The 20,463-nt window shown below is 66.8% G+C and carries 19 protein-coding genes; 4 read left to right on the top strand and 15 right to left on the bottom strand.

What is annotated here, in order from left to right:
• Nucleotides 1-112: 112 nt before the first annotated feature.
• The 8 genes from ACIHAX_RS19585 to ACIHAX_RS19550 form a co-directional block, all read right to left on the bottom strand.
• The gene (locus tag ACIHAX_RS19585) at nt 113-238 is read right to left on the bottom strand and encodes a hypothetical protein (RefSeq protein WP_364434251.1); all 126 of its coding nucleotides are present in this window, start codon (nt 236-238) and stop codon (nt 113-115) included.
• Between the two features lie 126 nt (nt 239-364).
• Nucleotides 365-934, bottom strand: coding sequence for a hypothetical protein (locus ACIHAX_RS19580; protein ID WP_157227642.1), 570 nt, complete (start codon nt 932-934; stop codon nt 365-367).
• A 185-nt stretch (nt 935-1,119) separates the two neighbouring features.
• Complete coding sequence (locus ACIHAX_RS19575) at nt 1,120-2,394, bottom strand: ATP-binding protein (RefSeq protein ID WP_364434246.1); 1,275 nt, start codon at nt 2,392-2,394, stop codon at nt 1,120-1,122.
• Nucleotides 2,395-2,406: 12 nt separating this feature from the next.
• Nucleotides 2,407-2,634 carry a hypothetical protein gene (locus ACIHAX_RS19570; protein WP_364434243.1) on the bottom strand — a complete coding sequence of 76 codons (228 nt, stop codon included), beginning with the start codon at nt 2,632-2,634 and terminating at the stop codon, nt 2,407-2,409.
• Nucleotides 2,635-2,906: 272 nt separating this feature from the next.
• Nucleotides 2,907-3,440 (bottom strand): hypothetical protein, encoded by a 534-nt coding sequence (locus ACIHAX_RS19565; RefSeq protein WP_397278843.1) that lies wholly within the window; start codon nt 3,438-3,440, stop codon nt 2,907-2,909.
• A gap of 69 nt (nt 3,441-3,509) precedes the next feature.
• Nucleotides 3,510-4,322, bottom strand: a complete 813-nt coding sequence (locus ACIHAX_RS19560) for a DUF3560 domain-containing protein (RefSeq protein WP_397278841.1) — start codon at nt 4,320-4,322, stop codon at nt 3,510-3,512.
• Between the two features lie 49 nt (nt 4,323-4,371).
• Nucleotides 4,372-5,148, bottom strand: a complete 777-nt coding sequence (locus tag ACIHAX_RS19555) for a hypothetical protein (protein WP_043736928.1) — start codon at nt 5,146-5,148, stop codon at nt 4,372-4,374.
• Between the two features lie 195 nt (nt 5,149-5,343).
• Entirely contained in the window at nt 5,344-5,655 is a 312-nt protein-coding gene (locus ACIHAX_RS19550) for a hypothetical protein (protein WP_397278839.1), read from the bottom strand.
• A gap of 342 nt (nt 5,656-5,997) precedes the next feature.
• Here ACIHAX_RS19550 and ACIHAX_RS19545 point away from each other — a divergent pair, with 342 nt between their 5' ends.
• Nucleotides 5,998-6,837: a hypothetical protein gene (locus ACIHAX_RS19545; RefSeq protein WP_364434234.1), complete on the top strand. Its 840-nt coding sequence runs from the start codon at nt 5,998-6,000 to the stop codon at nt 6,835-6,837.
• A 295-nt stretch (nt 6,838-7,132) separates the two neighbouring features.
• Here ACIHAX_RS19545 and ACIHAX_RS19540 read toward each other — a convergent pair whose 3' ends face one another.
• The 4 genes from ACIHAX_RS19540 to ACIHAX_RS19525 all read right to left on the bottom strand — a co-directional run bounded on the left by ACIHAX_RS19540 (nt 7,133) and on the right by ACIHAX_RS19525 (nt 11,428).
• A complete protein-coding gene (locus ACIHAX_RS19540; protein ID WP_364434231.1) occupies nt 7,133-8,365 on the bottom strand; it encodes a hypothetical protein in 1,233 nt (410 codons plus the stop codon).
• A 215-nt stretch (nt 8,366-8,580) separates the two neighbouring features.
• Nucleotides 8,581-9,390, bottom strand: coding sequence for a class I SAM-dependent methyltransferase (locus tag ACIHAX_RS19535; RefSeq protein WP_364434228.1), 810 nt, complete (start codon nt 9,388-9,390; stop codon nt 8,581-8,583).
• Between the two features lie 473 nt (nt 9,391-9,863).
• Entirely contained in the window at nt 9,864-10,397 is a 534-nt protein-coding gene (locus ACIHAX_RS19530) for a hypothetical protein (protein WP_364434224.1), read from the bottom strand.
• A 113-nt stretch (nt 10,398-10,510) separates the two neighbouring features.
• Nucleotides 10,511-11,428 carry a phosphoadenosine phosphosulfate reductase family protein gene (locus ACIHAX_RS19525; protein ID WP_364434221.1) on the bottom strand — a complete coding sequence of 306 codons (918 nt, stop codon included), beginning with the start codon at nt 11,426-11,428 and terminating at the stop codon, nt 10,511-10,513.
• Nucleotides 11,429-11,770: 342 nt separating this feature from the next.
• On the opposite strand from ACIHAX_RS19525, the gene ACIHAX_RS19520 reads away from it, so the two are divergent.
• The 3 genes from ACIHAX_RS19520 (at nt 11,771) to ACIHAX_RS19510 (ending at nt 15,660) form a co-directional block, all read left to right on the top strand.
• Nucleotides 11,771-14,626: a BTAD domain-containing putative transcriptional regulator gene (locus ACIHAX_RS19520; RefSeq protein WP_364434218.1), complete on the top strand. Its 2,856-nt coding sequence runs from the start codon at nt 11,771-11,773 to the stop codon at nt 14,624-14,626.
• A 266-nt stretch (nt 14,627-14,892) separates the two neighbouring features.
• Nucleotides 14,893-15,198 (top strand): hypothetical protein, encoded by a 306-nt coding sequence (locus ACIHAX_RS19515; protein ID WP_364434215.1) that lies wholly within the window; start codon nt 14,893-14,895, stop codon nt 15,196-15,198.
• 153 nt (nt 15,199-15,351) lie between these two features.
• Nucleotides 15,352-15,660, top strand: coding sequence for a hypothetical protein (locus tag ACIHAX_RS19510; RefSeq protein ID WP_364434212.1), 309 nt, complete (start codon nt 15,352-15,354; stop codon nt 15,658-15,660).
• 354 nt (nt 15,661-16,014) lie between these two features.
• Here ACIHAX_RS19510 and ACIHAX_RS19505 read toward each other — a convergent pair whose 3' ends face one another.
• From ACIHAX_RS19505 to ACIHAX_RS19495, 3 genes are read right to left on the bottom strand one after another with little or no spacing between them, the layout of a single operon-like run.
• A complete protein-coding gene (locus tag ACIHAX_RS19505; protein WP_364434209.1) occupies nt 16,015-16,434 on the bottom strand; it encodes a hypothetical protein in 420 nt (139 codons plus the stop codon).
• The gene (locus ACIHAX_RS19500; protein ID WP_364434206.1) at nt 16,431-18,584 is read right to left on the bottom strand and encodes a hypothetical protein; all 2,154 of its coding nucleotides are present in this window, start codon (nt 18,582-18,584) and stop codon (nt 16,431-16,433) included. Before ACIHAX_RS19500 ends, ACIHAX_RS19505 begins: the two co-directional genes overlap by 4 nt.
• The gene (locus tag ACIHAX_RS19495) at nt 18,581-20,425 is read right to left on the bottom strand and encodes a hypothetical protein (RefSeq protein ID WP_364434203.1); all 1,845 of its coding nucleotides are present in this window, start codon (nt 20,423-20,425) and stop codon (nt 18,581-18,583) included. Before ACIHAX_RS19495 ends, ACIHAX_RS19500 begins: the two co-directional genes overlap by 4 nt.
• Nucleotides 20,426-20,463 lie beyond the last annotated feature (38 nt).

Genomic DNA, 20,463 nt, shown 5'->3' with positions numbered 1-20,463 from the left:
AGCCATGTACGGCAGAGCACGATTCGACCTACTCCGGCTCCGTGTCCTGGCCACCTCGTAGCAACCGGACCCATCATCGAAAGTGGGACAGAGCCGTTTTCGGCCAGCGCCATCACGAGTGCGCGGCCAGATAGGTCGCGACCGTGTCGACCACGGCGGTGGGGCTGGCGGCGATGAGAGCCAGTTCGGTGCCGCCGTGGCGGGTGAGGTTCGCGGTCCAGGCGAAGGTGTCGATCACGTCGCTTCTCCGTTCGATCGGTCCGAGTCGCAGTTTTCGGGAAACGGTTCGGTGGGCAACAGCCCGCCGACGAGGTGGATGTCGCGGGGCGAGGCGAGGGGGTGTTGTTGTGGTCCGCGATCAGGGTCACGACGCTTTGGGTCGGGCCGGTCCGGGGTGTTGTTCGCCGAAGGCAGTGATGGGGCGGCCCGAGCGCCAGTTGGTCCAGGCGTCGGCGATGTTGGGGCGGGATCCGCCCGCGGCCACGAGCACGGCGTAGGCGTGGGCGAAATCGACCGCCTCACCGGACCCGACCCCGGCGGCATCACACCAGCCGCGCACATAGCCCAGTGCCTCGGCGCATAGCCAATACGCCGTCCGGTTTCGAAGTGCCGCGTCGTACTCTTCGAATCCCGCCACCCGCTCGTCCGGTGACGGGGCGGGGGCGAGGTTCGCGGTGAGGTCACCGCTCACCCGCCACGCGACCCATGCATGCGCCAGATCGGGCACGAAAACACTCTCGCTGGTGAGGGCATCGGTGACGAGGTCGGCGTAGGCGGCTGCGAACGCTGTGGCGGTCTTCGCCTCGGGGGTGGTGGGGTGCTGGATGTGTAGCACGCCCCATACGAAGCCCTCGGCACGCGCTCGGGCGTTCTCGGCGCGGGCGCGCATGTCGGTGTCGGTGGTGGGCGGGTCGGCGGGCACAGGTGTGGACATGAGGCGATGGCTCCTTCGAAACGAACGACAACGCCGCACCTGGTGCAGGGTGCGGCGGTGTATCGGCCGGTCTGGCAGTGGATTTCGAGACATCCGCACACCGGCACGGTGAGTGCGGACTTATCGGCCCGCCGTCGGTAGTCGTCGGGGGTGTGCGGCGCGATGTCGTGGGGTTCGAGGAGCTCTTATGGTGTTCCGGAACCGCGCAGGTGCAGGGCTTCGACGATCTCGTGGGTGCTGGGACGGTCGGCGCCACGCAGGTCGGCGATGGTGGCTGCGACCGCCAGGGTTCGGTCCGCGCCGCGCGGGGTGATCCGGCCCAGCCGAAGCGCCGCCTCGAGCGGCGCCGCCTGCGACGGCGTCAACGGAAAGTGTTGGCGCAGCAGCGATGCGGGGACGCGCGCGTTGGTGGTGTAGCCGTGCTCGCGCCACCGTCGGGCTGCTGCCGCGCGGGCCGCGGTGACCCGGTGGCGGACCTCGGCGCTGGATTCGCGGGAGTCGTCCCCGAAACCGCCGCGGTCGTCGGGGTTGTCGTGGACGGTGATGTCGGCGCGTTCGGCCAGGACACGACGCAGGCGTTCCCGGTAGCGGTGCTTGGCCGCTGGTGGGCAGGCACACGCGGTGTCGCGTGCGGCGTGGCACAGGCATTCGGCCGAGGTCAGGACCGCGATGGTGTCGCAGGGCAATCGCAGCAGACTGTCCCGGTTGGCCACCACAACCTCGCCGTCGTCCAGCGGGGACCGCAACGCCTCGATCGTGCGATCGTGCAGGTCGGGATAGGACTCCAGATGCAGCACCCCGAGGTGAGCGCGGGCCAGCGCGCCGGGACGCCCCGAGGCGGCGCTGCCCAGCAACGCGCGTGCACTGGCGGAATGATGGACCTCGACATAGGGACGGCCGGTGATCGGTGCCAGCGGCCCCGCGGGCAGGGTGCCCGCCAGTGACGTGATTGCCCGCACTGCCAGCGACTCGGTCTCGGTCAGTCGCGGCAGCAACCCGGGCAGGCGTCGGGCGAGCGCGCCGAGCCCGGCCGAGGGTGGCCCGATCAGGCGCAGGTGGTGTCCCCCGGCGGCGGCGACCTCGAGCGCCCACCGTGCCCGGTAGTGACCACGCACATCGCCCAGTTCCACGCCGGTGAATTCCGGCGATACCGCGACGGCGGCCGAGCCGGTCAAGGAGCGGTCGGCTCCGCCGAGCCAGGCCAGCACAGCGCCCAGGTGCTCGGCGCCGAGAACGGTCATCCCCGGTGCGAGGGCGGCTTCGGCGAGGTTGGCGCGTGGCACGATCACGACGGTGCGCCCGCCCTCGCGGGCGGCTAACACGGCGGGCAGGATTGCGCGCACGGGTCGCAGACGGCCGTCGGGCGCGAGTTCACCGAGCAGCACGACCTCGGCCAGGCGCTGTGCGGGTGCCGTCGCGGTGGCGGCGAGTACCGCCACGGCCAGTGCGAGGTCGTGCATACCTTCGATGACCTATGAGGCCGACGGTGAGATCGTGAGTGTCACCCGCCCCGAGGGCCACGCCCACCCCCCACCGGCGACGGCGGCGCGGACCCGGTCGATGCCCGCGTACGGCTGATGCCCGGACGGACCGGACGCCGTGGTCGAATTCAGTCCCGGCGTGATCTGGGCCGCGATCTCGCTCAGCTGCCCGGTGGGCCCACGCACGATGACCGACCACGCCACCGCGCTCGCTCTCATTGCCAACCTGCCTGGTGGAGGTGGTGGTCGACGGGCAGGGGCGCAGGATCGGTCGAATCGCGGTTGCGGACAGGGGTGGACGGCATGGTGGTCTCCGTTGGTATGGGACGTGAATGGGTAGGAGGCGGGCGGGCAGGCCGGAACCGGTCACCGACAGTCGAACCGGGTCGGCGACGTCGAGCGAGCGGAGGCTGTTGTTGCACAGCGGAGTCGCCGAGAGCATCCGGACCGCGACGCGGCTCGCCCGGTATCGCCTGGGCGGTGTCGACGGGTCAGGAGGCGGGCAGGTAGGTGCGGGCCTCGACCAGGACACGGACCTGGTTGTGGACTTCCTCGGGCCAGCACACCGGCCCGCTGATCGGGAACCCGGTCACCGGGAGTTCGACCGGGTCACCGTGCACGCGCCCGATCGGGCGGCGCTGGGCGCGCAGGCGCAGCGTGCCCGGTTCGGTGATCGGTTCGGGTGGGGTGGCGTACCAGTGGGGCGGATGCGCCCACGTCGCGTGGTACTCGATGCCCTCGACCGTCCAGGACCAGTAATCGGCGTGCGGGCCGAGGTGGTGGTCGATTTTCGTCTTCCCGCCCCGGCGTTTCGGGCGCGGCGGGAGGCTGTTGGCGTCGAGGTCGGCGAAGATGTCGGGAAACCGTTCGCGAGCCTGGGCCTCGGTCATGACGGCGGTGATTTCGTGGAAGCGCACCGGGTGATCGGTGGTGATCCAGCGATGCCCGGTCATCTTCGCGGCGATGGTGTGCACCGCCAACCGGGACAGGGAAAAGTTCACCACCGAGACCGATTTCGGATTCACCCGGGTGATTTGGCGCCACGTCGACCCGCCCGCGCGCACGAAGTCCCCGACCGTGAAGTCCTCCCGGCCCTAGCCCGGGGTCAGCCCTTCATCGATCTGGGACTGGCGGACCTGCTTCCAGTAGGTGATATCGCGCTCGCGCTGGGTCATCCGGTCCAGCACCCGCGCCCGGTACTCGCCGGTCGCCGGCCGGGTGGTGTCGGTCTGATACACGTTGCCGTCGCTGTCGAGGAACCGGCGGGTGTGCCCATCGAGGGCGCGTTGATCGGCGCGCTGTTCGGCTTCCAGGACCTCGATCCGGTTGGCCACCGTCCGCGGGGAATACCGTTGCTCGGTGGTGTGGGTGGCGGCCTCGGCGCGATTGTGGGCGCGGGTGGCATCGCGGTCGGCTTCGACCGATCGTCCCCACGCCTTCCATGACTTGTCGATGGCGTTGCGGTGGCGGCGTTCGGAATGGTGTCCGATCTTGATCGGTTCCCCGCCCGGGGGCAAGGCGTCGTGGGCTCGCTGATGCGCGGCTTCTGCGGCGACGGCTTTCGCGTCTTTGCGGGATGCCTTGCTCTGCAACGCATCGACTCGGTCGGCTTGTCGGAGGGCGCGGTCGGTCTCGGCGTCCTCGGTGGCGCGCACGCTGCGGTCGATGGCGAGCTCGACGGTGTATCCGGCCTCGCGCAACTTCGTTGCGGCGTAGTCGATGTAGTACTGCTTGGGCTGGCGATCGCGGGAGGACACCACGATCCAACACCCCAAACTGCGCGCCCACCGCCAATGCCCGACCGCCTTGCGCACCGCGCACATGACCTCGTAGGTGCCGTCGTCGCGGACGGTACCGGTCAACAGGGTGCCTTCCTCGGCCGTGTGGGAAATCGTCAGCGCGGTCACGAGCATGACCTCCTTCCAAGAGTTGTCGGCATGCGCATCTACGCATATGTCAGCGTTGGGTCCGGCCGTTTTCTGTAGCCGCGGGGCAGTCGCGGCGGGATGCGGTTTCGGGCAGCTGGTAGTCGTGGGGGCCGGTGGGGGTCAGTTCGTCGCGGGTGAAGTCGTCGACGGGGGCGCCGATCCACTCCGCGGTCGGGCCGGGGAAGGTGGCCTCGCCGAGCAACCACGACTCGAGAGTGTCGCCGACCTCGAACAACCTGCCTGTCACGCGGTCGTCGACGCACAGCCGCGCGGCGTCACCGCAGCGCACGCGGATCAACGACAGTCCGGTCGCTTCCTCGATCGCGGCGAACAGGCCACCGATCCGCTCGGCGCTGACCGAGACCAGCGGTGCCGGGCCCAGACGTGTGGTGAACGCCTCGGGATCGGTGAACGCGCGCAGTTCGGCGGTGAGTTCGCGGCGGCGTCTGGCGATGACGGCGAACACCACATCGCCGAGCGAGTCACCGATACTCGAATTCCGGATCGCGGCGCGCACCTTGGGGAGTTCGGTGCGGGTGAGGCTGCCACCGACCATCGCCAGCAAATCCGCCACCGAGATCACCGCCGCCCCCGCCGCGGCACTCGCGCGCGCGGGCTCGACAGCGGTGCCCGACGGCGGTGCGATCTCGGTGTTGTCGTCGCATCCGCCGACCTCGAGATAGGCGCCGGTGAGAAGGTCGTCGTCGCCGACCTCCACCAGGGTGAGGCCCCCTTCGTCGATTCCGACGAAACCGGAGGTATCCAAACCCGACACCCAAGTACGTAGTTCCGGGACGGAGATCATGAGCGTCCTGCCTTTGCTGTTGTCGGAACAGAGTTCGTCGATTCGGCGACCGGGTCGCTCGGCAGCGTCGACCGCGGCGAGTCAGAGGAGGCGACGCGACCGGGATCTGTGCTGCCGATGTTGGAACGGCGTCGCCGCGGCGGTGTTCGCCGGAGCCGCTGCGGGCAGTGCGTGCCCTCTTCATGTCATGGGCTGTCAGAGACGACCCGTGATGAGGTGGAGCAGGCCGTTGGCGATCTCCACGATGTGTTCGAGGTGGAAACGGATTGCCGCGGCCGTCGAGAGTCCACTGTCAGGGAAGAGTATTTCGGTGATTCCGGTGGTCACGGCGACGCTTTCCTGCCCGCCGCTGTAGTTGCGCAACATGAGGGTGAAGCCGGGAAGCTGCGGTGTGTTGTCGTGGTCGACGAGGATTTCCAGCCGAGGGTCGCTGGTGAGAACGTCGGCATTGCGAGCGGCGTCGAGCAGTGCCACCAGGTCGCTGGCGGCTGCTCGTCGTGATTGCACGGGATGTTGCCCGCGATCTGATCCCCTTCCGCCGCGATCCAGCCCGCGAACGCGGCTTCGTCCAGAGCGAACGGGTACGGATCGTGATGGCCGATGACGAAGGCGGTCTCGGGAGAACCGCCCGCCGGTGCGTCGGCGGGGTCGTCGTCGCTGAGCAGCTCGTGTGCACGAGCCAGCAGAATCCTTCTGATACGTACCGGGGTGCACGTTTTGCGCGGACGGCGGTCGACTCCGGGCCGAGCCGGTCGCCGTGCCCGGGGCCCACCTGTGGTCAGCAGGCGTCGCGGTCCCGCATGTTGCAGGCGCTCGGTGTGTCAGTGCGTTCGGCTAGCGTGAGGCACTATGGGGTCTGTTGTCGATCGCGACAATCACCGCAACTGCGTCGGGGGATGCATGCTCACTCTGTCGGCGGCTGCGATTGCCAGGCGGGAGTCCACTTACAAGCTGGACTCGTTCCAGCTTGACGAACTCCTCACACTGGCCGGCGGGCTTTGCATGATCTGCCAGCAATGCCACGCCATGGTCATAGACACGACAACGCGCGCCGAGCAGCAGCGTCCCCGTGGGCTCGTGTGCAGGTTCTGCAAAGATCGAATCGCCACATACGAGGGCTCCTTCGGGGATGAGGTCCCCTTCTTGGCCGGGTGCAGGTGCATGCCTCGCGACGATCCCGAGTGGGAGCCACGGATCGCCGCCGCGACAGCGCAATACCTTCACCGGGCCGCGGCTCTGGACTCGTGCGCGACCAACGCTGAACGGTACGACATGCTGATTGGGGACCTGGCTGTACACGGTCGCGACCCGCACGGAGTCTGGAGCGGCACACCGCTGACCGAACTCCCGCCGCTGCCTGTGCGGAACAGATTTGTGCCCGATGACTACGGCGGGATACCCCCGCTGGCCCGCGACTGGTGCGAGGGCAGTTGCCGTGCTCACGCCGAGCACCTCTACATCGCATGCTTCGACGAGCCGACCATGCTGCGCGATGCCGACACCCGGAAAGCAGTACTGCATTACGTCGGATGGACACGGCAACATCCGCCGCTTCGGCGGGTCAACCAGCACGGCCCAGCGTGTCGCGAGTCTCTGGTGGCGATTTTGCCTGGCACCCTGGCGGAGGAAGCGCACCTCAAAGCCGAGGGGCGCTGCCCGAAATGCGGCCAGCCGCTGCGCTACCACTGACCGGACCCGAACCTGGCACCGCGCAGCGCCAATTCCACAGGACGCGCAAGGTCCGCCGTGCACCGGAACGTCAACTCGGCATTTCCGAGCGTTCCTGAAGCAGCCGCTCGACCCTGACCACATCAGCCTTGAGGCCGGACATCCAACTCTCGCAACCTCAACCGAAGCGTCGACGGCCGATCGACACCCCTGAACGCGGCCTCAGCCGCCAGCAAAGTCTGGGAACCGTCATTGGGGGCATAGCTGTGCGGCGCGGGCATTGCTTCGCTGGTCAACTATCGTTGAGATTGGTCAACTATCGCTGCGAGGCACAATGTTCGAGTGCCAGCAATCGCTCGTCGGCGTGTCCGCCCCAGCGGGTTTCGAACCCTGAACGTTTCTTCGGGTTGATTGTATTCGGGGCCGCGACGAAGAACTCCTCCAAGCGTGGATAGTGCTCGGTGTCGGTGGTCAGCCAAAGGCGGGCGTGCTCACCGTCGGTACGCACAGCGATCCCCAGGCTATCGGCGAGGTCGAAGACGAACCGCTCGGCTCCGGCCCGGTCGGCGCGGTGAGTGACCTCAACCGCGCGCCACGCTTTCGCGCGGGCGCTATAGCAGCGCCGCACCCGATACACCGCCCACTCACACGCATCCATCGCCGCCTCGGCCAGGGCGTGGACCTCGTACGCACCGTCCGCCCGCAGCCTGTCACGCAACGATTTCCCCGGCCCGAACAGCCCGCTGCGGTGGTTGAGCGCCAGCGCGCAGTATTCATCGACCAGATGCTTGGAGGCTTCCTCGGGATAGGCGCGATACCGGGCGAGCTGGTCGGGCCAACTGGGCACACTCACGAAGCAGCATTGGCGGCAGCAACTTTTCGGCCACCATACGCCGAACAGACCGTACAGGTAACCTTGGCTCATCGCGCGGCTCATCCCGGCCGCGTGCAGGGGATAGATCGGGTGGCGGCGCCCACCCATCGTCACCGAGGTGTCGCGGGCGATCCTTCCGGTCTCCTCGGCGGAGAACCCCACGGCGTGGATGTAGGGGCGCGGACCCAAATGTGTTGCCCGCCAGGCATCTAAGGGCTGGCCCTTAGCCTTGGCCGAGCAGGCGCGCCCGTTTAGGGTGGGCATGACCCCGTTGCCGCGATGCTCGGCCGAGAGCGGGTAGAAGCCGTGCTCGTCGGGATCGGGATGCAGACGCGTCGGGGTCCGGGTATCTTGCAGGACAACGATACCGTCGGCGACGCTGGGCCCGGCGCGGGCGACTTCAACGAAGCGCACTCTCCGGGCGGCAAGCAACGGCAGAATATGTTGCGCGACCAGGTCACAGGTCGACGACCACTCGTCCCCCGTCTGAGCGACCATTACCAGCAGATTCGACAGATCATCGAGCAACTGCGGTGGCCGGAAACCCGGGTCGAGCAGGGTACGGGTGACGCCCGCCGCGCTGTCGACACCGAGACCGAAGGACCAGCACACCGGCATCGCCTCGTCATCGAAAAGCGCTGCCAGAGAGAACAATCCCTCGGCATCCTCGACCATAGCGACCATTCCTTTCGGCAGATGACCCGGCCCGGCACTCACGGCCGGAACCGATGCCCCGGGCGCTGATGCGAACGAGCAGACCCCGGGTGCGCTCACGGCCCAGGGATGAAGGGCACTGCGCGCCGAGGGAAGGACTGCCACGACCGAGGGGCCGGAACCGAGGGCAGAGGCCCGTGGTCGGTGGGAGATCCGTGCCTCGGAATGCCGGTCTGTCAGCGGTCGACGGGGCGGCGGGCGTGCAGGAGCACGGTGTCGACTTCGGTGCCGGAGGTGGTGAATGCCCCGGCGGGCACTGTCTCGTAACCGCCGTGGTCGGTGATGAATTCACGCATCGCCCGGTGGTCGCGGTCGGTGCGGTAGGTGTAGTTGTTGGGTGCGAGGGCCAGGAGCTGTCCGCCGTCGTCGAGCAGGTCCCAGGCGGTGTAGAGGTGGTCCATCCACACCGTCGGGCGTCCCGGCAGCGCGAACGGCGGGTTCATCACCACGCCCGCGTACCCGGGTGTCGCTGTCGCGGCGAACTCCTCGAAACTGGCTACCACGATGGTGACCCGCGGGTCGTAGGCGATGGCCGCGGCACGCTCGCGGTCGGGTTCCACGGCGGTGACCTGCACGTTCGGGTTGGTGGCCAGGATCGCCCGCACCAGCGCGCCATCGCCGGCCGACGGCTCGAGCACATGCGCGCCGGGCGCGAGAGCGGCGATGCCGGAGTGCTCACCCGCGACGATGTGGCGGGCCAGCTGCTCGGGTGTGGCGAAGTACGCCTCCAACACTTTTCTGTCGGTGTTGGGGGTCGTGCCGCGCGCCACGGCGGCCGCGATGGTCTCGGTGGGGTCGTCGGGAAAGATGTGGGCTTGTGCGCGGCGGTTCCATTTTCCGCCCATGGATTCGATGACCCTGTTGATCTTGCGGTAGTCGGCTTGGCTCAGCTGCTGGGACAGGAACAGGTTGTTGCCTTCGATTCGTGACTCGGCCAGTATCTCGCGAGCGAACTCGGGCACGGACACCGAGGTTCTCACAGCCATCGATGATCACCTTTCACACAGAATCGACACAGACAGGGACAAGCACGCCCAGCGGCTGGTCCTGCGGGTCCAGGGATTCGAAGTGCGCGCCGTAGTCGGCGAGAATGCCGGTATGCAGAGCCCCCGCATAGGACCACACGTAGCGGCGGGGTTCACCGTGCAGACACCGCACGTGATGGCGGACGTGGACACCGCCAGGACCGACTGCGCGGACTCGGGGGCACCCCCAGCGGGCGGCTGGCGTGGTATGGCGTTGCGCGAACTTGGCGCCGTCGAACCTGGATCTCCGCATCGGTGCCGTTTGGGCAAGTTCGGCCGACCTCATCTCGACCGTCAGCACCCCCGCGGCGTCGCGCTGGCAGTCGATGCTCAGCAGCGGCATGCCGCCATCGCAGAGCACCTGCATACCGCAGTTCGTCGTCGTTTCGCGGTCGGCAGCCGACGTGCAGGCACAGCGTGGTCGCTGCGGCCGGTCATGTGGCGGCTTTTCGGGTGATGTGGGCGAGCAGGCCGCGCAGGCGTCCGCGCCGGGTTCGCATGTTGAGATAGGTCGACAGCTCGACTGCGGCGACGAAGGCGGCGACGAGCTTCTCACCGAGTTGGTCGACGTCACTCTTCTTGTCCAGGAGTTCCTGGACCTGCTCGCTGAGCCGCCTGATCTGTTGTCCGGGTCCTGCCATCCCGACCGGTACGAGATCGCAACCGAACTCGGCGGCCAGCATGTCGAGCAGTTCCCGGCCGCTGGGCATGTTCGCCCGGTCGGCGGCCTCGACCACCGCCAGGCCCTGCTGGGTCGAGCACACCACGCAATCCTGGCGTGGCTGCTCATAGCTGCACTGGGTCCCCCGCACTTCATCGAGCGGTTGGTTCTGGTGGATCGACGCGTCCAGATACCATCGGCCGTCCTCGAACACCAGATACACCTTCACCGCGTTCTCGACCCGATGCTCATCGGGCATGTACGGGTCGAAATCGGGATGATAGGCGTCGATCTCGTCGCCACTCACGATGTTTCCTTTCTGAGAGTTCGGGTGTGGTTATGCGCATATCCAGTCGCGTCCAGCCGTGTCGGGACACGATCGGAAGTCCGTCGGAGCCAGTGGGCTGGGAGAGACCGGGTTCAGTCGAGCCAGTCGGCGACCGGCACGGTGTCGGTATCGGTGGTGGCTTCGGCGATGACCTCCGCCATGGACACGTCCAGGCGGAAGCGGTGCCCGATACGGGCCTCGACCGCCGCGTACTGCGCGGCCAACTCCGGATGCAGGCGCGCGGCCCGCACCAGGCCCGACCTGGGCGAGTAGATGCAGAACACACACGATGCGCGCGGGAATCCTGCCCGGTAGGAAAAATGGGGCCGGGTACCCGCCGCCGCGATCCGCGCCCACACCGTGTCGAGGTCCCAGCCATGAAGCGGCAGCCAGGTGTCGACGATCCGCCGCGAGTTCGAGACGCTGCCGGTGGGCGGAGTCCCGGCGGCGCGGGCGGTACTGCACCGGGGGCACATACACGTCTTGCCGGGCTCGTGGACGAAGGCCGGTCGGCTTGCCCTCTCCGCGGATTCTTGGCCGCGGTGTCCCATGATGTTCAACACCCTCACCGGACGGTCGATGATCCCGGTGGCGCGGGATTCCGCGACGAGCATCGTGATCACCCGCCTGGCCGGTCCACGCTTAAAATCGCTTGTGCACCAACGTCTTCGATGAGAAGGCCATTTTCCGCGTTCGGCGACACGATCGAGTAGGTCGCCGCCGGTCCGGGCCACGACCTCATGGCGCAGCCCATAGTGCTCGGCGTGCTCTCGGGCGAGGGCGGCGGTGTGGGGCCAGTCGGACCGGCCCATGTCGGCATGGACGGTGGTGACCCGGTCCAGCACATCGAGGTGGTGGAACACCTCGACTAGGACATCGACCATTGCCTGGCTGTCTTTGCCGCCGCTTCTTCCGCTAGTGCGAGTGGAGCCGAGGGCTAGCTTGTAGATCGAATTATTGCAGGCCCACTCGGCAGTGTCGGAGCAGGGGTGGCAACAGACCTGTTGCACCAGGATCGCTTCGGGCGGGTGGGGTGATGGTGATGTGGGTGTCGCGGATGAGGCTTCCGATCGTCCATGCTGGCGGTGTTCGAGAACGGGGTCTCCTGCGCTTTGCGCAAGCACACCTTGCTGGGGCAGTTGAGGGGAGACTGGTAAGGATCAATATTGAACCGGTCTGCATCCCAGGGGTACCTCGCTTGATCGCGACCAGTGAGTTCTGAAGCCGTCGTTCCGGTTCGCAATGTGGACGCATGACCGGTTGTGAGGGAAATGGGTCTGCTCGGTCCCCAGACCTGCGGGTACTGTTGGTGAATCCCAGGTTCTCGGCCTTGATCCGGTTACGCTTTGGATGTGCTGTTCTTGCGGGCACTGGGCTCGATCACGGCCGAGGTGGACGGCTGTGTTGTGGATCTTGGCGGGCCGGTACCGCGGCGGTTTCTTGCGGCCTTGTCGATGGCGGTCGGCACACCGGTCTCTGATGCGGTTCTCGCCGAGTTGGTGTGGGGTGACGACCAGCCGCGGCAGCCATCGGGGACGCTGCGAGTCTTGGCCTCCCGGCTGCGTTCGGTGTTCGGTTCGACCGCACGAGAGCTGTTGCAACGCAGCGGGTCCGGGTATCTGCTCGCGGTGCCGCCGGAGCAGACCGATCACGGCCGGTTCACCAGGCTGACTACCGACGGTGTGCGCCTGCTGACCGCTGGCGACCATGTGTCAGCGGCACGATCGCTGAGCGAGGCGCTCGCGCTGTGGCGGGGTGAGCCGTGGCCGGAGTTGGATCAGGATCTCGCTCCGGTCGCGGAACGAACCCGGCTGGTCGAATTGCATGAGGTCGCGGTCGAGGAGCTTGCGGCTGCCAGGCTGGCGTGCGGCGATACCCCGACCGCGGTGGCCGACCTGAGCGAGGCCGTGACGGCCGCACCGTTCCGTGAGCGGCGTTGGGGCCTGCTGGCCCTGGGGTTGTATCGCAGCGGTCGTCAAGTCCAGGCGCTGGCCGAACTGCGGCGTGTGCGCGAACTGTTGGTCGAGGAGCTGGGTGTGGAACCCGGACCGGCGTTGCGGTTGCTCGAACGCCGGATGCTCGACCACGACCCCGGTCTGCTCGTGGAACCGCCGCGCGACCACCCGGTCACCCCGCCTGGACAACATCCGCCGCGGGTGCCGCTGTCGACATTCCTCGGCCGTGATCACGACATGAAGCTGTTGAGCGAGCTACTCGCCGACGAGCGCATGGTGTGCGTGGTGGGGCCCGCCGGTGTCGGCAAGACCCGGCTGGTGATCGAGCACTGCGCGACGGGCGGCGCGCCGGTCGACCGGTGGTTCGTGCGCCTGGGTGACGTGAACGACGGCGACAACGTGGTGACCGCGATCGCGACCGCGCTGTCGCTGGTCCACTACGGCGGTGATCCCCTTCCACTGGTCTGTCGGGCCCTGACGATGCAGCCCGGACTGCTGGTACTCGACAACTGCGAGCACGTGATCGAGCCGGTGGCCCGGCTGGTAGTAAGGTTGCTTGCCGCCTGCCGGGAACTGCGTGTCCTGGCCACCAGCAGACAGCCGCTGGGCGTCGATGGCGAGCATGTGCTGACCCTCGAACCGCTACCGGTGGGCAACGGCGGTGGTGGCGACGGCGCTGCGGTGCGCCTGCTGTTCGATCGGGTACGAGCGGGCCGTCCGGGATGGCATCCCAGCGCGGACGACCGGGCCGCCGCCCACGATATCTGCGCGATGTTGGACGGGCTGCCGTTGGCCATCGAGCTGGCCGCCGCGAGGGAGCGCGCGTTCGGGTTGACGGGGATCGCCACCCATATTCGCGACCGGCGCGACGTGCTCGGCTCCACCCCACGCGGATCGCTGTCGCGGCACCCCGATCTGCACGCGGCCCTCGGATGGAGCATCGACAACCTCGGCGCGACCGATCGTGCCCTGCTACTGCGGCTGTGGCCTTTCGAGGGCGGATTCACCTGGCAGGCCGCCGCGGCAACAGAACCAGACCAGCTGGGGGCGGGTGTGCTCGCCACGCTGGCGTCATTGGTCGACCGGTCCGTGGTCACCATCGACCGCACCGCGGCCGGCACCCGGTATCGCCTACTGGAAACCATCCGCGGCTACTGCCGCGAGGCCGACACCGACCCGCAGGCGAGCCTGGCCGCCCACGCACGGTGGGCACGGACGTTCGCCGCTGAGAAAGCGGTGTTGCTGACCGGGCATCACGCCGGAGACGCCTACCGGGCACTGGCCGACGAACTGCCGAACCTGCGCACCGGCATCGCCTACGATCTCGCGCACCAGCCCCGCGAAGCGCTACGCACGGTGGCGGCGCTGCAATTCGCCTGGAGCGTGCTCGGCATCGTGGCCGTCGGCCGCGCTCTCATCCGTGACGCCCTCGATGCCGCGACCGGCGCGACCGTCACCGAGCAGGCGTTCGGGCTGCTCGGGTTGTCGATCGTGTCGTTTCACGCCGGTGATGCCGACGAAGCGCTGAAATGTGCCGATGCTGCCTTGGCTTTGCTCGGCGGACCGGCCGAGGAACGTGAGTTGTGGCTGTACGCGTTGATGTACCGGGCGCTGGCGCTGACCGCGCTCGGCGACCCTCCCGCCGCGCGCACGGCGGTCGACGAACTGGTGGTCGAGGTCGACAGGCTGCCCACGCCGGATTGGATCCGAGGCTGTGCGCAGTTCGGCCAAGGGACGGTGTCGCTGCTGGAAGGTAGACGCGACGAGGCATTGCGCTGGCTGCGAGCATCGCGAGAACTTAGCGCCGACTGCGGTCACCTGTGGTGCCAGGGCATGGCCGATGTGGTGCTCGCCTGGGCGACCCTGGCAGACCCGGACAACGCCGACAGCGCCACCGAAGCCCTCGTCGCCATCGATCGCGCGCTGGCCGTCTTCGCCCGCCAGTCGAACATCGCCGAAGCGCTGAGCGCCGTCTACGCCGCAGCCTATGCCTTGGTCGTGCGAGGTGCCCCGGACCAGGCGATCCGGCTACGCGCGGCAGCGCTGCACCACTCCGCCCGCATCGGCGCCGACCCGCGCCGCTACACACAGTTCGCCCACCCCGCCGTCGTAGCCCGGATGGATCAACTGCTGGCCACGGACTTGCGTCCAGACGAACAACAAGCCGGTCGCGAGATGAGCTGGACGGCCGTCATCGACCTGGTCGACACAGTCACTCCTACTGATCAGCGAGAGCTCGGGGCCCAAACCTAGCCGTTGTAGCAGGACTGAAACACCGACGAGCGATAGTCGGTTCGAGTCAATCAGTACCGAGGAAGCAGATAAGTGGCGATGCAATGGCGCATTCCCGCCCCGACAACGTCGTCTATCTGCACTCGGAAACGTGGCTCCGCTCTTCTGCAAGTGTGTGCGGTTCGGCGAGGGCGATTCGGATCGAATTAGTCCCGCGATCCGGTCCAACCCGGAAAGAAATCCAAGAGTGTCGGAAACAAAATATCGGAAATAGAAAGGAATCTGGCATGTCCAGAGATGTACGAGGAAATTGGAGTCTGCACCAGAGCAACGGCTTCACTGTGCATGTGGAAGTGGCAGGTGAGGACGGAGATGGCACGTTCAACGGCAAGGGTAATATTCATGGCCAGCCCGGATTCATCGAATTCACTGACACCCGTGCGACGGATGACGAGATTACCTTCCAGATGGGCGATGGACGGTACGTCGGGCGATTCGACTTCCAGGGTCGGCTGACAGGAACAACGTTCGACCTGTCGCATCCACACAGTCACGCCACCTGGTTCGCCGACAAGCTGTTCGGATTTCTCTGAATTCAGCGCTTGTGCTCTCGGATAGTCGAGCAGTCGGCCCTGTTGATCCCCTGGGGTCGCCGATTGGGCAGGATCTACGGGATCCAACACGATCCCGATCGGCGGCCCCTCGGGGCGCGAGCACGAATATCGCAACGAGCAAGGATTTAAGGGATGCTGCCCAGAGATGTAACCGGAACTTGGAATCTTCACCAAGGTAACAGCTTCACTCTCCACGTTGACGTGGTAAGTGAGGACGGTGACGGCACGTTCAACGGCAAGGGTAATATTCATGGCCAGCCCGGATTCATCGAATTAACTGACACCCGTGCGACAGATGATGAGATCACCTTCCAGATGGGTAATGGGCGGTACGTCGGGCGATTCGACTTTCAGGGTCGGCTGACAGGGATGGTATTAGACTTGGCTCATCCGCACAGTCACGCCTTCTGGTTCGTCGACAAGCTGCTCGGATTTCTCTGAATTCAGCCCTTGTTGTGCGAGTGCTTTCGGATAGTCGAGTAGTCGGCCCTGTCGATCTCTGGGTGGGGAGTTGCCGATTGGGTTGTCGGGGCCGGTTCGGTCGACTGGGCCGAGTCGGGTATCGGTGCGTCGCTCGTAAACCAGGTGTCGCGGTATGCGCCACGTGAGCAGTTGAGCAAATGTCGAAATTCGAACAGCTCCGACTGCCCACTGGCTGGCGTGACAGAGGACCACGGCGGCAACGTCGCTCAGGTTCTGTCAGGTTCATTCACCGATTCGTCATTACACGAGGTCAGTGTCCGTGGACTATCCTGGCGCACAACCAACGAGGTGACTGAAGTGTCAGGGATTTGGTCAACGGCCCAGTGCTAACGCTCTGACTTTGGCGGCGTCGGCGTCGCGGCTGGCCAGGGCGGCGTTCTCCAAGGCGAGTTGGTTGAGGGCAACCGCGTATACCTCCAAACGCCTTTCCAGGTCACGGCAGTGGTGGTTCAGTTCAGCGTGTTTGCGTTTGAGGTCTTCGTAATCGTCGGCGGATCGGATGATCGCTGCGTGTTCGGTTTCTAAGTGTGCGATCTCGGCCTGGAACCGGTCTTTGAGGTCGATGTGCTGATGGGTGAGGCGCCACCGTTTGACGTCGGCTTCGACGGCGAGTTGGCAGATGTTCAGTCGCCCTCGAGACCGTTGGGGAGTGCCGGTCAGCATGCGGTTGATGGCGGCGATGATGTCGCGGCGAACCGGATCGGTCTCCCCGGCGAGGGACAGGACGCTCATTGCGGGGCTCCGGATCGGTGGTTGTCGATGATGGTGAGGAGTCGGTCGAGTTCGTGTCGTTCGCGGGCGTGGCGGATGGGTGGGGCCGGGGGATCGTCGACGATCTCGGCCAGCTCTTCGGCTGCCTTCTGCGCGCGGGCGATGTCGCGGTCGGTGCGGGCGATGTTGCGGCAGCGAGGTCGACAGTCGTCGGTGTCCGGGGTGACCATGGGGTCCTCTGCTGTGCCTCGGAGTTGGCAGGCCGCGGTGGTTGGGTCGAAGACGCAGGTGATCGCTTCGCCGTGATGGATCTGGAGCACAGGGTTGCCGAGCAGGTCGCGGGCGTGTCGTTCGCTGTGCAGGACGCGGCCCGCGAACTCGCGGGCGGCGGCGTGGACGCGGTAGCGGTAGGCGTCGGCGGCTGGTCCGCTGACGTGTTCACCGGCGAGGAGGCGCTGTTCGTCCTCGGCGATTCCTTCCATACGGAACAGCCAATCCTCGAAGGCGTAGTCGGCGAGGAATCCGGCCTCATACGAGCCTGCGTAGCCTTGCAGCATTCGGGTGTAGGTGTGTCCGTATTGGATCGAGGCGGCGATCACGCCGCGGGACTTGCGTCGGATGAACCACGCCAACGTGCGCCGGAAACGACTGGCAGCGATCGGCCCGCCCGGGTCGGCCGGGATGAGATCGGTGCGGTTCATGCCACGGCAGTACTCGTTGACCCACGCGGTGAACTCGGCGATATCCGCTGCGATGAGCCGGTCCGAGCGAGCCTCACCTCGCCGTTTGACCTCGTCGCCCATGTTCCTCGGCTTGAGCCGGTTCGGGAACAGCAGATGGCTTTCGTGTAGCCGCTCAAGGACTTCGGTGGCGTGGGCGACGAGTTCGATGACCACCCACGGTTCTTCGCGTATCGCGCCGTGGGGGATCTTGTTTCCGTCCTCGTCCTCGGCGCCTTTGAAATAGAGCCCTTCCATTAGCCACAACCCCGCGGCGGCGTCGAAGCTGACGCAGCCGCGCCGCAGGTTGAGAACCTCTCCGACCCGAGCTCCGGATAGGTAGGCCACGACCACGAAACAGGCGGTTTGCAGGAGCCTGGCCAGCAGGGGGATCTGATCGATGGTGATCCGGGGATGCCACGGGCGCCCGTCCACCTCCGCGGTGATCGTGGTGTCAAGGTAGATGTGTTCACCGATGGGCAGCCTGGATTCGGCGATCATGCGGCCGGAGGGAGTGAGCTGGAACGACGGCGCGCAGTGCAATTGGGCCGCGATGTGCCGCCAGGCTGGCTCCAGACTTCCGTCCTCGCGGCGTCTGCCGGGCAGGGGCTCACCGCGTTCCCGCAGCTGGGCGAGGTAGTCCGCGACCGCCTGTTGGAGCCCGCCGCGCGGGCGCCGGGAGTGCTTGGCGCGAACGTGTTCCGGGCGCAGGGCCAACAATCTTCGGTGCTCGTCCCACGCGGCCACGATGTCGTCGCTGAAGTCCTCGACGAACCGCACCGCCCAGGCCAGCAAAGTTTGCATCGTGTGCTCGCTGATCCGTCGGGTGCGGTTCTCGCGATCCCCGCGGCGTTGTTCGAGGAGGTCCTGGGTGTCCTCGCCATCCCACGGAGGCGCCTGCGGCAGCCGCAGCGCGGGCGGCAGGATCTCCCGGTGCGTCCAGAGCCGCCGGATCTCGGTGATGCGGCGGTAGCGTTGCGCGACCACGACCTGGTCCTGGTCGAGTGCGTCGAGGTAGTCCCACAGCATCTCCTCGGTGACCTCGCAGAACTGGGTGACTCCCTGGTCGGCGAACCAGTTCAGGACGTGCTGCAACGCCCCGTAGAACAGGATCTCGATCGTGTGGATCGCGATGCGACTGCCCGACTGGCGCAGGGTGCGGGCTCGGGGATGATTGATCAGCTGCCAGAGGTAGTGCTTGGCGGCCTGGCGCAGCGGTTCGGCGACGACCTCGAAATTGAGGGACTGCGAGCGTGCGTGGTCCTCGAAGACTGCGGGATTGAGGTCCCACCGGTCATCGGCGAAGCGAGACAGCCGCGCCGGGTCGACGTCTGGCCTGATCTGCCGATTCGCCAGCACCAGCGTGTGCGTGTCAGGCCATATCGTGCCGTCGGGCAGTCCGTGGGCAAGCCCGCTCGCCTCGCCGAGGAGGATGGGTTTCGCGGAGGTCATCGGATGTCGAGCTCCCTGTTCAGTAGGCGGTCCGCGAGGGCGTGTTCGGCCGGTCCCGCGCTGGCGCGGGCGTCCACGACGGCGGCGCGGTCGTGTTGTTCCAACAGATCGGCCAGTTGGGCGTGTGGCCCGGCGAAACGCTGCGCCCAGTGCAGCGCGTTCATCTGCTCACGGCGCTCGGTGAGCCGGTCATGGACGATCACCTGCAACCGAAGATGCCGCGGCAGCGCCCTGGCGCATTCGCAATCCAGGCAGAGCAGAAACGAGGCCCGACACGGTCCATCCGGGGTGTAGGGTCCGTTGTGGTTGTCGGTGCACGCGGCCAGCACCGTATCCAGTTCGCCGGCGAGCATCCGTTCGAGTACGACAGGCTCCAACTGCATCTGTTCGGCGGCCCGCTCGACGTTGTCTCTGGCGTGGGTCACCTGCTCGGTGGTCATCGTGGCGATCCTCGAGCGGGCTCGTGCCTTGGCCACTTCGCTGGTCAGCGTGTCGGCGACGACCTTGCGGTATTCGTTGATGTTGCCGCGGTTGCGGACCAGATAGCCAGTCGCCGCGGTCCGTTCGGTATGGGCGACCGGCTTCTGGTGCAGCTCGATATAGGTCATGCGCAGCGTTTCCAACCGCAGCGGACGCATCGGCACCGGGCGATCGTCCTCGTTCACCTCATCCGACGCCAGATTCCACGTTCTGCCCAGAGCGCTGATCAACGTCCCGTTGAGTGGCATCGCACGCCAGCCACGGCCTTTCAGGCTGCGTCCACCGCCGGCAGACATGTAAGCCACCAGCAAGCGGTCGCTGCCCGCGAACTGCCGGGCCCGCGCCGTCAGGTCGTGGACCAGCACGTAGAGGCCGAACGGCGTGTGCAGAGTGTCGCGGGTCGACACCTCGGTCGGCTGGTCGGGAATGCTGATCCAGTCCGGGACCTCCGACAACGCCAGATCCATGTAGGCGCGGGGCCCGCGGCGCGGTTTGTGCAGACCCACGATCGCCGTACCCGTCCTGGTGCCGCCGTCGGCGCGGTGATGGGTTGCGGTCATCGTGCGGATCACATCCGGGTTCTGCCCTGTCATGACACCGAACAGCACCGCCACGGCGTCGATCTCCTCCGGCATCAGATAGAGCCAGCCGACGATATTCTTGATTCTGCCGCGCAGCATCACCCACACCTCGGGAGCGTTGTAGACGCGTTTCCCGCAATTGCGAACCCGACGCGGGACGTCGCCGAGACGGTCCAGATGCTCGAGAATCTCGAGGCGGCGTCGCAGGTCGAGATCCGTGCTCACGTCGAGGTCCCCGGTCCGGAACCGGTCCAGCAGCTCCCTGTTGGCGCGGATGCGTCGCTCCGCCGAACGTAAAGTAGTTCTCGCGGCTTCGGCGATCCGCTTCAGTTCGGTCCTGGTGTAGCTGTGCGAGGGCTTGCTCGGGGGCAGGCGCGGAAGGGGTTGGGCCAGCCGAGCCGCCAGTGGGGCACTGATGCCGCTCGCGCGCAACAGCAGCCGACGCAGCTCGGCCAGCTGCCACCGAATCGACTTCACGCCCACGGCTTCGCGGTCGTCATGGAATCCGTCGAAATGCTCGGCACCGACCTCGGCCAAGCTCTGCGGGACCACGGCGAGTCCGGCGAGATAGCGATCGAAGGACACCAGCACTCGATAGACGCTCTCGAACGAAGGCCTGGACGTCAGTCCGGCGCCTGGTGCCGTGCGCGCGACAAGCGCCGCGATCATCGCCTCCCGCAAGGGTTCCGGCGTCATCAGCACCGACACGTCGAGGTCTCTGCGGTCCCGGCCGTCCTGGCTGTAGCAGCGCACGATCCGACGTCCGTCCTCGGACACCATGAGCCCATGACGAGTCCGGGCAACCGACGACGGGAGGG

The sequence above is a fragment of the Nocardia sp. NPDC051929 genome (genome assembly GCF_044548645.1).
GTDB lineage: Bacteria > Actinomycetota > Actinomycetes > Mycobacteriales > Mycobacteriaceae > Nocardia > Nocardia sichangensis.
This window is presented reverse-complemented; position numbering and strand designations above follow the sequence as displayed.

Bases quoted from the DNA above. Each gene is read 5' to 3' on its own strand.
- ACIHAX_RS19580 (WP_157227642.1), bottom strand. From the start codon at position 934: ATGTCCACACCTGTGCCCGCCGACCCGCCCACCACCGACACCGACATG.
- ACIHAX_RS19575 (WP_364434246.1), bottom strand. From the start codon at position 2,394: ATGCACGACCTCGCACTGGCCGTGGCGGTACTCGCCGCCACCGCGACG.
- ACIHAX_RS19570 (WP_364434243.1), bottom strand. From the start codon at position 2,634: ATGAGAGCGAGCGCGGTGGCGTGGTCGGTCATCGTGCGTGGGCCCACC.
- ACIHAX_RS19555 (WP_043736928.1), bottom strand. From the start codon at position 5,148: ATGATCTCCGTCCCGGAACTACGTACTTGGGTGTCGGGTTTGGATACC.
- ACIHAX_RS19545 (WP_364434234.1), top strand. From the start codon at position 5,998: ATGGGGTCTGTTGTCGATCGCGACAATCACCGCAACTGCGTCGGGGGA.
- ACIHAX_RS19540 (WP_364434231.1), bottom strand. From the start codon at position 8,365: ATGGTCGAGGATGCCGAGGGATTGTTCTCTCTGGCAGCGCTTTTCGAT.
- ACIHAX_RS19535 (WP_364434228.1), bottom strand. From the start codon at position 9,390: ATGGCTGTGAGAACCTCGGTGTCCGTGCCCGAGTTCGCTCGCGAGATA.
- ACIHAX_RS19515 (WP_364434215.1), top strand. From the start codon at position 14,893: ATGTCCAGAGATGTACGAGGAAATTGGAGTCTGCACCAGAGCAACGGC.
- ACIHAX_RS19510 (WP_364434212.1), top strand. From the start codon at position 15,352: ATGCTGCCCAGAGATGTAACCGGAACTTGGAATCTTCACCAAGGTAAC.
- ACIHAX_RS19505 (WP_364434209.1), bottom strand. From the start codon at position 16,434: ATGAGCGTCCTGTCCCTCGCCGGGGAGACCGATCCGGTTCGCCGCGAC.
- ACIHAX_RS19500 (WP_364434206.1), bottom strand. From the start codon at position 18,584: ATGACCTCCGCGAAACCCATCCTCCTCGGCGAGGCGAGCGGGCTTGCC.
- ACIHAX_RS19495 (WP_364434203.1), bottom strand. From the start codon at position 20,425: ATGGTGTCCGAGGACGGACGTCGGATCGTGCGCTGCTACAGCCAGGAC.